We start from the raw sequence: 13,075 nt of genomic DNA, 5'->3' as shown, positions 1-13,075 counted from the left end.
AAAACTGACACGCCAGGCATGTTGTGTTATGCTTATATGCGAATGTGAGGTGCAATATGGCGGAAGATATGCTTAGTTTGGTCATTGTTACCGGGATGAGTGGTGCTGGTAAAACTGTAGCCATGCAATCCTTTGAAGATTTAGGATATTTTTGTATTGATAACATGCCACCTAACTTGCTTCCCAAATTCTGGGAGCTAGTTCATGAATCGGGTAAAATAAAAAAAGTAGCACTAGTTGTAGATATTAGATCACGTGCATTTTATGATGAAATTTTTTCTATGCTTTCAAAAATGGATGAAGATGAACAAGAGAAACACCAAAAAGTTGATATGAAGATTTTATTTTTGGATGCTTCTGATGAGGAGCTTGTTTCTCGTTACAAGGAGACGCGTCGCAGTCATCCATTAGCTATGGAAGGTCGTTTGTTGGACGGAATCCAAAAAGAACGTGAATTATTATCCGAAATTCGGGGACGTGCTTCAGTTGAAATCAATACGACTGACTTAACACCTCGTCAATTGCGTGAAGAGATCTTTGATAATTTCCAAGAGAGTTCAGTGGTTCCAACGTTCCATATTGAAGTGCTGTCATTTGGTTTTAAATATGGTTTGCCAATCGACGCTGATATTGTCATGGACGTGAGATTTTTGAGAAATCCGTTTTATATTAAAGAATTGAAAACTCAAACTGGACTGGATAAGCCAGTTTATGATTACGTGATGAATGATGAAGAAACACAAAACTTTTATAATAAATTTTATGATTTGATGCAAGATATTGTTCCTGGATATGAAAAAGAAGGGAAAACCAGTTTAACGATTGCAATTGGTTGTACGGGTGGTCAACACCGCTCAGTTGCCATTGCTCAACGACTAGGTATGGATTTGAAGAAGAAATACTACGTCGATATTACTCATCGTGACATGGAAAAATCGCAAAAGAAGGTAATCGAACATGGCAACAAATAGGATAGTTCGAGTTGTTAAAGGACGTCGTCCAAGAGTTGTAGTTATAGGTGGGGGTACTGGTTTACCAGTTGTATTAAACAGTTTAAGAAATATGGATGCTAATATTACCGCAATTGTTACCGTTGCTGATGATGGGGGATCATCTGGTATCATTCGTGATTATATTAATGTTGTCCCTCCTGGGGATATCCGAAATGTTTTGGCATCACTGTCTGATTTACCTAAAGTAGACTTAGATGTTTTCCAATATCGTTTTAGAACCAATGATGATTTCTTCTCAGGTCATGCGATTGGAAATCTTATTATTGCTGCTTTAACGGAAATGTCACCTAATATTTTTGATGCCGTACAAGAACTATCTAAAATGATGCACGTTGATGGCCAAGTTTATCCGGCAAGCAATACGAAATTGACATTGCATGCTGAATTTACAGATGGAACAACCTTAGCTGGAGAGCATGAAATTACTCATTCTGGTAAGCATGTTAAACGTGTTTGGGTCACAAATTCTGATGAACCTGAGAATGAGCCGAAGTCAGTGATCTCAGTTATTGCCTCAATTATGCAAGCTGATGTTGTTGTTTTAGGACCAGGTAGTTTATTTACTAGTATTCTACCTAATTTAATGATCAGCGATATCGGTGAGGCGGTTAAACAAACATCAGCTGAGGTTGTTTATATTTGTAATATTATGACGCAAATTGGTGAAACTGAAGGATTTACTGATGCTGATCATGTGAAGGTTTTGAACCAACACTTAGGCGGTAACTTTATTGATACCGTTTTAGTTAATACTAGAAAAATACCTGGCGGATATATGGATCATAAAAAATATGACGAGTATGTCAATCAGGTTCAAACAGATTTTAAGAGTTTAAGAGATATGGGATGTAAAGTTATTCAAGACGATTTCTTGTCATTGCATGATAAAGGTGCATTCCATGATGGTGAAAAGGTTGCTAAGGAGATACTGAATTTATCCTTACAATCAGGAAATAGAAAAAATGAGGTGAGACGTTAGTGGCATCATACGCAAGTGAGGTTAAACAAGAACTCACAAAATTAGTTGTCCATCCGGAACATGCTCGTGTAGAGTTAGCGGCATTGTTAAGGATGAATGGCTCATTAAGTATTCAGAATCATCACTTTGTCTTAACCGCACAAACTGAGAACGCTGCAATTGCCAGAAGAATTTTTTCTTTGATCAAGCAAAAGTATGGTATGGAATCAGAATTGCTTGTGCGAAAAAAGATGAAATTAAAGAAGAATAATCAATATCTAGTTCGTTTAAAACATGATACTAATAAAGTTTTGACTGACCTAGATATTTTGGATGAATCTGGATTGTCAATCAATACTGATGTACCAGAGGAAGTATTGAATGAAGATCAACGGATGCGTTCTTATCTTCGTGGAGCCTTCTTGGCTACCGGAAGTGTTAATAATCCTGAAACTTCGAGATACCACTTGGAAATTTATTCATTATATGAAAATCATAATGAAGGCATTGCCCAAATGATGAATTATTTCCATTTGAATGCCCGAACAACTAAGCGTCGAAATGGTTATATCGTTTACTTGAAGGAAGCTGAGAAAATTGCTGACTTTTTACAAGTGATCGGTGCTACTAATTCGATGTTGAAGTTTGAGGATATTAGAATCGTTCGTGATATGAGAAATTCAGTTAACCGTTTGGTTAATTGCGAGAATGCTAATATCAATAAGACTGTGGCCGCAGCCGAACGTCAAATTGAAAATATTAAACATTTGCAGGCAACTGTTGGTTTGGATTCCCTTCCAGATAAATTACGTGAAATTGCTGTTCTACGTTTGGATAATCCAGAAGTTTCTTTGAAAGAATTAGGCGATATGGTTCCTAGTGGACCAATTTCTAAATCAGGTATCAATCACCGCTTAAGAAAATTGAATGAATTGGCCGAAGTGGGGTAATATCTGCATCGGTTAGTAAAAAAATCCGTCCTTGATAATAATCAGGACGGATTTTTTAATGTCTAACTTTTATAAAAGGAATGAATAATACAATTATCAGTGCTGTAAATAAAATAAATGAGAACCAAATTAATGGTCGATAAATCATCGGCTGAATCTGCGTAATTTGATAATCAACTTTTTTATAAGCATGTTGATTGATCAATGTAATAAAACCAGTTTCATCAATCTTAAATGGAACGGTTTTCCCATTTAGTTTAATTTGATAATTTAAAGTGCGGTAACCAAAGACTGGTAATTTTATTGTTCCCTTAGGTGCATTATGAGCAGTTAAGGTGAGTGAATTGGCAATGGCTGTGTGTGTTAGTGGAACATCTTTTGTCGGTGTCACAGCTAAATGATGAGAAATTAAATAGTTTATCTGCGGATCTAAACTGGCACCATCTGAATTTTTTTGTAGTGGGACTGAATTGGGTGCATAGTCAGGAATGAGTGTCCGCATTAAGGTATCGCTGTTAATTCCGGTCGAAGTTATTTTAGCTGAATTATTCATCGGAACAGTGGTTTTAGAATATTCAGTCACAATTGGACTATGAAATGTTTTGTAAAATTGATCATGATAAGCTGTGTGGATTGCCATTCCATATGATAAAGCAGTCATCACAATGAAGATGAGTCGAGCATTCTTTTGGTCAAAGTTAATCAAAATTAATATTAGTGGGATCATGCCTAAAAATGGAGCAAAGCGCCAGTTAGCGTATTGGAAAGTATCGAGAACTGGTAATTTGCTGAGGAGGCCCCAAGGAACCAGATTAGTACTAAACACAATTAAAACTAGTTCCACTAAGAACCATGGCATTAGTTGGCGAATTTTATCTTTCTTGAGTCCAATTAATACGATTACCAACAAGATAATTGAAGCAACCGAGATAGTTGACTTGGCATTCCAACTAGTTGTCATAAATAACGTCCAGATTGGCTCACTGACAACATGACCTTTACCAAAAGGTGCTAATAAACCGGTTTTGGAAATACGAAGGATACGATAAATTATTGGCAGACATAAGACAACAGTTAACAAAGCAGCGATTATCAAATTAATCCAAGCTAAGTAATTTTTCTTAATAATGGTTTCAATAATCAGTAAGGGTCCAGCGACCATCGTAATAGTAACCGCACTTAGTAGATGAGAGTTAATAACAATCGTCATTAACAAAGCTGTTTTGATAATTAGCGGTGGATCAATTTTAGTACTTTCAATGGCATCTTTAAGTGTGAAGAGTATTGGAAAGGCAAAAATCATTACAATTGCGGTTCCAGTTTGCATTTCACTGGTTAAATCCTTCAATGCTGAACCAGATAAAGCAAAAATGGAGGCAGCTAAAACGGCGTTACGTGAATCAAAGCGCTTGTTTAGTGATAAAAATGAAACGATAAATGTTAGGGCATTAATCAAGACTTTAATAGCAATTTGTTGATGGATCGGCGTTAAAAAGTTGGTGATCCAAACAAAAGGCCAGAGTGTAAAGTCAGGATACATTCCATTAACAGCCTGTCCAGTATTGAAAAAAGTATTGAAATTAACCCAACTGGGTAGGGTGTGTTGTTGGAAAGCTAAGCGAATTTCATAGATACGTTGGGAATGAAAGTAAGTATCATACATCGAAACCATGTAGTTAAAATGAAATTGCCAGAGTGTCCAAATTAGTAAGGTGATGAAAAATAATAACGCAATTAAAATTGTCTGCAGAGCGGGTCTATTCTTTAAATTCAAAATTGCCCTCCTAAAAGTATGTAATCCAAAGATTAATTATACTGCATTTTCGAATAACTATGTATGCCATCGCCGATGGCTGCTTATCAGAATTTTCGGTGAGTGGATTTTTAGTAAACAGATTGTATTAGCCATTTCAGATGATATTTGATTACGCTTTTCCTTTTTGACTAAAGTTTATTAAATGAACCTTGAGAAATAAATAACTAAAGGTTGAAAGTTTAGTTAAGTATGCCGTTTCCAGAGCTGAGAGTATTCAATTGCTGCGCGGAACGGCCCGAGCCAAAGAGCGGTCTCGGACTTCGGTTGAAGCAATAACGCCACTTTCGCTGCAAATGAATACTCTCAGCTCTTCCAACTAGTTTTTTTAATGGGGGGAACAATAAAATAAAGATTTCTGAGTATTTAAATAAATTAGCTTCAGGCCTGTAATAGCAATCGTTAGATTAATTTTTCACCTTTCAACCTTTAGATAAATTATATAAAAAATGAGTTGTATCACACCTAATTATTTGATTCTTTAAGTGTGATGCAACCCATTGTTTTATATAATTTTCCTATAATTAAAGATTTAATTTTATCAGAAATCATTCTGACTAACAAAATTTAAGCAGTCTTTTTATTATTCTTAATCAACAAGGAAAAGATGAAGCCAATAACTGCCATGCCAAAGAAGAAGGCGAAGACTTTTTGGTAACCGATTAAACCAGTATTGGCTGGTAAGTGATGCTTTTGGTTAGACGTAACGAGAATTAATGTTGCCAGACTTACTCCTAGAGAGCCAAGTAGTTGACGGACGGTCGTAATGATGGCTGTTCCATGGGGAAGTAGTTCTTCAGATAATGAATTTCCACCTAAAGTTGTGGCAGGCATCATAACAAAGGCATTGCCACCTTCAATTAGTGTGGCGATGACAATCATTGGCCAAATGCTTAATTGTGTATGGATGATAAATAATAGGAACCAACCCACGACAATCATAGACATTCCGATGAGCAAAGTTGATTTGAAACCGATTTGATCGGCTAATCTACCCGTCAACGGATTAAGAATACTGAGGACAATAGCTGGCGGAACTAGAGCTAGCCCTGACATTAAGACGGTTGTGTGCAAAATATTTTGATAATAAAGCGGATAAATAATTGTCACTACAATCAGTGAAATGTACGAGAATCCTGTTAACAAAACGGCTAAATCGAAATTGAAATTCTTCATAACTTTCAAATCTAGTAGTGGTTCTTTTTTTGTTAGCTGACGATGAATAAATAAGAACGTTAAAATAATACTTATTACTAACAAGATTACTAGGTTGGTGCCAAAACTCCTCGTCGCTCCAGCTTGATTAACGACATAAAGTAAGCCAATAACGCCAAGTAAGTAGACTGTTGAAATTAAATCTAAGTTAGCTTTGTGACGTGGGATAACGTCTTTAATATTGAACAGACCACTGATAAAAATAACAATCATGATCAATAAGAAAATGACGAATAATCCTTGCCATTGAAGAAAGTTTAAAACGATACCGGAAATAATTGGACCACTTGCTAAAGCTGATCCCATAACTAAACCGGCATACCCCATCGTGGCACCGCGTTTTTGTTCTGGTGTAATGGACATTAGAACAGATTGAAACGATGGGAATAGGATACCAACACCAATAGCTTCCAAGGCTCGACCTAACATTGCGATTGGAAAATTGGGTGCGATGATGATTACAAAAGTACCAACGGCAAAAATTGCCACGACACTTAGAAAAATCTTTTTAAATGAAAAATTGTTTAAAAGCCAAGGACTGATTGGCATCATGATTGACATAATCAGCATAAAACCAGTTGTTAGCCATTGAATTGTTGGTGCAGTCACGCCGAAAAATTTCATTAATGTTGGATAAGCCGTTGAAAGTGAAGATTGACTGATCGACATTGTGAAGGTTCCGGACAACAAAGTTATGATGAATAACTTGCGTGATAGGCTATTTTGGATTTCACCCTTATTCATAAGATACCCCTTCTTTTGTTTAGTCTAATAACAATTTAAGGATAGCCTAAAATAAAAATCCTGTCCAATTCATTGATTAACTAAAGGTTTAAAATTTAGTTAAGCATGCCGTTTCCAGAGCTGAGAGTATTCAATTGTTGCGCGGAACGGCCCGAGCCAGAGAGCGGTCTCGAGCCTCGGTTGAAGCCTCGCAAAACCCGCGAGTCTTCAACGCGCCCGGTGGTGTAATTGCTGAAGCAATAACGCCACTTTCGCTACAAATGAATACTCTCAGCTCTTCCAACTAGTTTATTTTTTCACGGCAGGAACAAATAAAATAAAAACTTCTGCTTATTTGAATAAATCTGGTCTATGGCTGTAACAATAATGGTTATATTAATTTTTCTTCTTTCAACCTTTGGTTGTTTGAATTATAGCGATTTCAGAAGTAATTTAATTGTTCATAATGTCTTTTTTTGAAGTCTTAACTAATTTTTCTTCCTACCTGGATTAAGGTTTTAATACCAGAATCGAAGACATAATCTCAATTTTTTAACCTTCCGAATTGTACAAAAAAACACTAGACACTCTTCTAGGAAAAAAAAGTGTCTGGTGCTTTTGTATGGATAACTGAAGGTTGAAAAGGTGATATAAACATTGCTGTTACAGTCCTAAATTCAATTTATTTACCAATTTAGTTAAATGGCAAGAGATTACAGTTGAACATTCTTATTATAAAAAACCTAGTTGGAAGAGCTGAAAGTATTCATTTGCCGCGAAAGTGGCGTTAGAACTTTACTCTTACACCACCGGGCGTGTTGGAGACTTACCGGTTTTTGGTAAGGCTTCAACCGAGATTCGAGACCGCTTTTTGGCTCGGATTGTACCGCGCAGCATATGAATGCTTTCAGCTCTGGAAACGGCATCAAACTTTCAGCCTTTATTTGTAAGAATAAATTGAGCAATATTTTAAAGGAACCAATCACGGATTCCATCTTTAATAATTTGTTTCGATTTGCTAAAGAGATTCTGTTTATCAGAATTGTCGATTTCTTCATAAAGTTGTGTATTTATTTTGGTTAAAATATTGTTAAATTGGTCAAGTTCTTCATCATTCAAAACTTTTAAAAAGTCAGGTACTTCTGAAGCCTCAGTTGTGGCGGTTTGACGTCCCAAATCGGTTAAACGAATAATTGTCATCCGTCGATCTTTAGTCGATTTTTCTTTAGTAACGAGTTGTTTTTTTACTAGTTTATTGACGAACTCGGCGGTTGATTGTGCTGTCAAATCAAGTCGTGTCGCTAATTCCTTTTGTGATAATCCATCGGATTGTGAAAGTGCAAGTAAGATTTTTCCTTGACCCTGAAACATAGATCTTCGTTCGTTTTTATCAGAATCTTTGTGCGTTGCATTGTCAGCGATATGACGTACCATACCGAATTCAATGAGTTTTCCAGCAGCAGTTTTCTGTTTGAGTAAATTAGGCATATGGTTTTACCTCCAAAGAATATTATACTGGTTGCTTGGAAAAATGATAGTCAGGGGACATGAATAAAATACTTGCAATATTAATCAGGTACCCTTACAATTGAATTTGGTCAGGTAACCTGATTAAAAATTAGATATCGAGGCAACAATAATGACAGTAACTAATGCAATTGAGGTTAGTCATTTAACAAAAAAGTTTGGCGATAAAATCGCGGTTAATGATATTTCGTTTAATGTGAAACAAGGCGAAGTTTTTGGACTCCTAGGTCCCAATGGCGCTGGTAAAACAACAGCTTTACGAATGATGACGACCTTACTAAAGCCCAATAGTGGACAGGTAAAAATTTTTGGTCATGACACTATTGAAGAAGGTCGGCTGGCACGTTCAATGTTTGGTTTAACGGGACAATATGCTTCGGTGGATGAGGATATTTCAGCACGAGAAAATTTAATGATTTTTTCTAGATTAAATGGATTATCTCGAGTGAATGCAAAGCAGCGGACTGAAGAATTGCTGACTGAATTCTCGTTAGTTAATTCAGCTGATAAATCACTTAAAAATTTTTCAGGTGGCATGCGACGCAGGTTAGATTTAGCGGTTAGTTTGATTACGCGTCCAGCCTTGATTTTTTTAGATGAACCGACTACGGGTCTGGATCCAAGGACGAGAACACAAATGTGGGAAACGATTCGAAAATTAGTATCTCATGGTTCTACAATCGTGCTAACGACGCAATATCTTGATGAAGCAGATCAACTAGCTGATAGAGTAGCTGTAATTGATCACGGTAAACTAGTGAAAATTGGGACACCTTTGGAGCTTAAACAACAAGTCGGTGGAATCAATCTGAGTTTTTCCGTGACTGAAGTTCAGCAAGTAAAGGCAGCTGTTAAATTGGTAGCAGATCAATTAGGCACAACTGCTCAGATTTTGGGACAACGGTTGAGTACTAATTTAGCTAGTATCGATCAATTGACACCGTTATTAATCGCTTTAAAGCAGGCTAAAATTGTTATCAATAGTTTAACCGTTCAGGAGCCATCGTTAGATGATGTCTTTATGAATTTGACAGTTGGAAAAAATTAAAAATATAGAGGCTTAATTATGGATATAAAAACACATCGTGGCAGTTTAATTATGAATACAGCAACTATGGCATATCGCAATTTACTCAAGACGATTCACAATCCGGACAGATTTATGGATGTCATTATTCAGCCGATTATGTTTATGTTGATGTTTGGCTATTTATTCGGTGGGGCAATTGCCGGTAATGTTAAAAATTATTTACCAACAATTGTTCCGGGAATATTGATTCAAACAATGCTTTCAGCGGCATCAGGCTCAGGATCACAAATCAGGGAAGATTTAGACTCAGGAGTGTTCGATCGATTCAAGTCTTTACCTATGGCACACATTGCACCTTTAGCTGGACAACTGTTTGCTGATATCTTGCGCTTGACAGTTGCAACGATTACTTCGTTAGCGACTGGATATGTAATGGGTTGGAGACCTGAAGCTGGTTTTGGCGGAATTGTTGTCAGTGGATTACTAGCCATATTTACCGGTTGGGCAATTTCATGGATCTTTGCTTTGTTAGGATTGTTAGCTAAAAGTGCAACAACGGTTGAAAGTTTTTCAATGATAACGATGATGACATTGTCATTCCTATCAAATGCGTTTATTCCGATTAAGACATTGTCAAAGACCATGCAAATCATTGCGTATATGAATCCTATTACTTATGTGATCACTGCTATTAGACAGATTTTGACAACTGGAAGATGGACGAACGAAGCTTTCTTGGTCTTAATTTTTGGAATAATGATCGTAGCTGTATTTGCTCCTTTAACCGTTTGGGCATATAACCGTAATAATTAATGGATCAGATGTTCTTTAATATTTGGAAACACAAAAAAAGTCGAGATTTTAATAATCTCGGCTTTTTCTATTTAACAGATATTACTTATCTGCTTTGTTTGTCATAATTTCATCGATCAAACCGTAATCTTTAGCTTCTTCAGCTGTCATGTAGTTATCACGATCAGTATCTTTTTGAAGTTTTTCGAATGATTGACCAGAGTTATCAGCCAACATGTGGTTCAATCTCTTTCTTGTCTTCAAAATTTCTTGAGCAGCAATTTCAATTTCAGTCTGTTGACCTTGTGCGCCACCTAATGGTTGGTGAATAAGAACAGTTGAGTTTGGAAGTGCAAAACGTTTGCCCTTTGTACCTGATGATAAGATAACTGATCCCATTGATGCAGCTAATCCTGTAGCAATAGTTTGAACATCAGATTTAACAAAGTTCATTGTATCAACAATGGCTAAACCGTCGGTAACTGAACCACCGGGTGAGTTGATGTACATTGAAATATCTTTGTCAGAATCTTGAGCATCTAGGAATAGAAGTTCAGCAATGACCGTATTGGCCATTTGGCTGTTAACCTCACCAGATAACATGATGATTCTATCTTTTAATAATCTTGAGTAAATATCATAGGCACGTTCGCCACGTGAGCTTTGTTCAATAACTGTAGGAACTAACATTTAAAATGCCTCCTGTTTTTAATTAGCACTCTTAATAGCACAGTGCTAATTTAGCATAATATGATTTGTGGGTCAACAAACAAACCTCAAAATATAAAAAAAATTAGGATTTGTACGATAACTTTTTCATTATCGCACAAATCCCATTTTTTTAATCATTGTTTGACTTGTTCAGAGACTTGTTTGGAATCTTTAGAAGCAAATCCTGACTTTACACGTGACCAGATAATGTGGAATGTGTAAGCAGATGTGAATGCTAGACACCAAGTGATCAAGTAACAAACGACAATCGCAACAATTGGATGATTCAGTGCCACATTGTGACCGAAGATTCTCCAGATGATCTGAAACCAGAAGACGTTTGATAAGTATGCGCGGTAAGCATAGACCGCTAAGAAGTGGAACACAGGTAGAGCCTTGGAGTTATTGCGCAAGTGATACATTGATAATGCGGCAACTAAACTAATAACTAATAATGCATACAAAGTCATTGATGGTTTGTAGTAAGGAGCGTTAGTCAATTGAACAGGGAATCCATAAGCCGATAGTTCACTGTTCGTCCAATAATAGACGGCAATGATTGCTACAACTAGGAAAATCCAAACCTTTCTGATAAATGTCTCGAATTGTTCACGGTATACCCAAGCGATAACACCAAATATTCCATAAATAACGAAACTAACAAATAATCTATCTAATAGGTACCAGTTAGTAGCCTGTGGCCCGTGGAATACGTTGACATCGTAAAAGTATAGCCATGCTGCATATCCGACGATCGTCAAAGCAATTGCCCAAATAGCATTAGTAATGCTTTTCTTGACCCAATGTCCGAGAGCCCAGAAGAATGGCATTAAAATGATAAATTGAAGCATCATGGTGTTATACCACAAGTGTGGTGCGGCATTACCGTTTACAAAGTTCCATAAGAAACTACCAACATCATTAAATTGGTTTACTTGTTGAACGTCGGGGAATATTAATAAATAGGCTAGTGTCCACCAAATCGTAGGTACAAAAAGAGCAGACCATTGTTTCTTCATATATCCGCCATAGTTATTCCAGCTGTTGTCACCAGTAGTTCTGGCAGTTGTGTATAAAATACCAAAAATAAAGGCCGGTGCTGTAAATTTAACTAGATTATAAACAATCCCAATAAATGTTTGGGCGTTGTCGGGTGGATTAGTGCCTAGAACGACACCAAGAACAGTCTGCATCATAACGGCAGTACAAGCGAAGACTTTCATGTAGTCCCCGATATCAGCGGGCCTTGTATTGTCTAATCTTGAATTCATTAGTAATTTCTCCTTTTGTTTGATTGTGAGATCAACAAAAGGACTTCGTTGAAGCTAATATAACCGCATACAAAATAAATTGCAACTCAAATTTTTAATTCTGAACGTTGAAAACTCAAAAATAACTTAATTAGTTCATTACTGATCTCTCGTTGAATATCGGTCAAATTACTAGAAGGTGAGCATAAGAAAATGGTTCTCTGCAATGGTTCAGGAGTCAATCGGGCAAGTTGAACTTGTTCATTAATAGTCTGCCAAGTAACTGAAGGGATGAAACTTAATCCAATACCAGCTTCAATTAGACCACGAATAGTTGCTGGGTCGTCAGTTTCGTACATGTAATTTAAAGAAATCCCTCGTTCGTTGAAATAACGGTCAATGGTATTTCGTAATGGATTATTCTTGGTCAGACCGATAAATTTTTCAGATTTAATTTCCTTTGGATTAATAAATTTCTTGGAGTAGCCAAATTTGGAATTCCACCCAACGAAGACTTCTTCTTTTAATACAGGAACGTTTGTCAAATTTTTGAGTGGATGACTAGTAACGATGAAGTCGAACTGTTTGAAGTCAGCTTCTCTGACCGTATGCTGTGCCAGGCTTAGTCTAACGTTTGGAAATTTATCTTTGATATTGGTAACAATACTGGGAATAAAGGGGGATGCCACTTCCATTAAGATTGAAATAGGTTGTTCAGAATTATCAACACCGCCTTCAACAGCATTAACACCGCGATCCAATTCTTTCAAACTATCATTAACATAGCTGAAAAATAATCTGCCGGCACGATTTAATTTCAATGTTCGTCCAGTACGATCAAACAATTGAACCTGTAACTCATCTTCTAATTGTTTGATGGTTTTACTAACAGCGGGTTGTGAAATATATAGTATTTCGGCAGCTTTTGTAATGCTTTCTTGATTCGCAACGACGGCGAAGCATTTTAGTTGTGTCAAATTCATCCAAATATCCTCTATTCATAACTATTTGGTTATGTATCATTCGTTTTATGTATTATACACGTTATGATTACGCTTTTATACTATGTGATGTGAGATCAGCAAATAAGGAT

The 13,075-nt window shown here is 36.5% G+C and carries 11 protein-coding genes; 5 read left to right on the top strand and 6 right to left on the bottom strand.

Annotated elements, in window-relative coordinates; genetic code table 11:
* The first annotated feature begins 56 nt into the window (after positions 1-56).
* From rapZ to whiA, 3 genes are read left to right on the top strand one after another with little or no spacing between them, the layout of a single operon-like run.
* A complete protein-coding gene (rapZ, locus tag FFM71_RS08095; RefSeq protein ID WP_137611670.1) occupies positions 57-971 on the top strand; it encodes an RNase adapter RapZ in 915 nt (304 codons plus the stop codon).
* On the top strand, positions 958-1,992 hold the full coding sequence (gene mgfK / locus FFM71_RS08090; RefSeq protein ID WP_137611669.1) for a gluconeogenesis morphogenetic factor MgfK: 1,035 nt from the start codon (positions 958-960) through the stop codon (positions 1,990-1,992). The genes rapZ and mgfK overlap by 14 nt, the downstream gene beginning before the upstream one ends.
* Positions 1,992-2,921, top strand: coding sequence for a DNA-binding protein WhiA (gene whiA, locus FFM71_RS08085; protein ID WP_137611668.1), 930 nt, complete (start codon positions 1,992-1,994; stop codon positions 2,919-2,921). The genes mgfK and whiA overlap by 1 nt, the downstream gene beginning before the upstream one ends.
* 55 nt (positions 2,922-2,976) lie before the next feature.
* Here the strand turns inward: whiA and FFM71_RS08080 are convergent, their stop codons facing one another.
* The 3 genes from FFM71_RS08080 to FFM71_RS08070 all read right to left on the bottom strand — a co-directional run bounded on the left by FFM71_RS08080 (position 2,977) and on the right by FFM71_RS08070 (position 8,160).
* Positions 2,977-4,695: a putative glycosyltransferase family protein gene (locus FFM71_RS08080; RefSeq protein ID WP_137611667.1), complete on the bottom strand. Its 1,719-nt coding sequence runs from the start codon at positions 4,693-4,695 to the stop codon at positions 2,977-2,979.
* A gap of 606 nt (positions 4,696-5,301) precedes the next feature.
* Positions 5,302-6,693, bottom strand: coding sequence for a DHA2 family efflux MFS transporter permease subunit (locus tag FFM71_RS08075; protein WP_137611666.1), 1,392 nt, complete (start codon positions 6,691-6,693; stop codon positions 5,302-5,304).
* A gap of 948 nt (positions 6,694-7,641) precedes the next feature.
* A complete protein-coding gene (locus tag FFM71_RS08070) occupies positions 7,642-8,160 on the bottom strand; it encodes a MarR family winged helix-turn-helix transcriptional regulator (RefSeq protein ID WP_137611665.1) in 519 nt (172 codons plus the stop codon).
* A 151-nt stretch (positions 8,161-8,311) separates the two neighbouring features.
* Between FFM71_RS08070 and FFM71_RS08065 the strand changes: the two genes are divergently transcribed.
* A complete protein-coding gene (locus FFM71_RS08065; RefSeq protein WP_137611664.1) occupies positions 8,312-9,247 on the top strand; it encodes an ATP-binding cassette domain-containing protein in 936 nt (311 codons plus the stop codon).
* A gap of 18 nt (positions 9,248-9,265) precedes the next feature.
* The gene (locus tag FFM71_RS08060; protein WP_137611663.1) at positions 9,266-10,042 is read left to right on the top strand and encodes an ABC transporter permease; all 777 of its coding nucleotides are present in this window, start codon (positions 9,266-9,268) and stop codon (positions 10,040-10,042) included.
* An 81-nt stretch (positions 10,043-10,123) separates the two neighbouring features.
* Here the strand turns inward: FFM71_RS08060 and clpP are convergent, their stop codons facing one another.
* The 3 genes from clpP to FFM71_RS08045 form a co-directional block, all read right to left on the bottom strand.
* On the bottom strand, positions 10,124-10,711 hold the full coding sequence (clpP, locus tag FFM71_RS08055) for an ATP-dependent Clp endopeptidase proteolytic subunit ClpP (RefSeq protein ID WP_137611662.1): 588 nt from the start codon (positions 10,709-10,711) through the stop codon (positions 10,124-10,126).
* 155 nt (positions 10,712-10,866) lie between these two features.
* Complete coding sequence (locus tag FFM71_RS08050) at positions 10,867-12,003, bottom strand: acyltransferase (protein WP_137611661.1); 1,137 nt, start codon at positions 12,001-12,003, stop codon at positions 10,867-10,869.
* Positions 12,004-12,089: 86 nt separating this feature from the next.
* Positions 12,090-12,965, bottom strand: coding sequence for a LysR family transcriptional regulator (locus tag FFM71_RS08045; RefSeq protein ID WP_137611660.1), 876 nt, complete (start codon positions 12,963-12,965; stop codon positions 12,090-12,092).
* Positions 12,966-13,075: the final 110 nt, after the last annotated feature.

The sequence above is a fragment of the Companilactobacillus huachuanensis genome (assembly GCF_005404815.1).
Lineage (GTDB): Bacteria > Bacillota > Bacilli > Lactobacillales > Lactobacillaceae > Companilactobacillus > Companilactobacillus huachuanensis.
The sequence above is the reverse complement of the archived record's forward strand: the minus strand, read 5'-3'. Positions and strand labels throughout refer to the sequence as shown.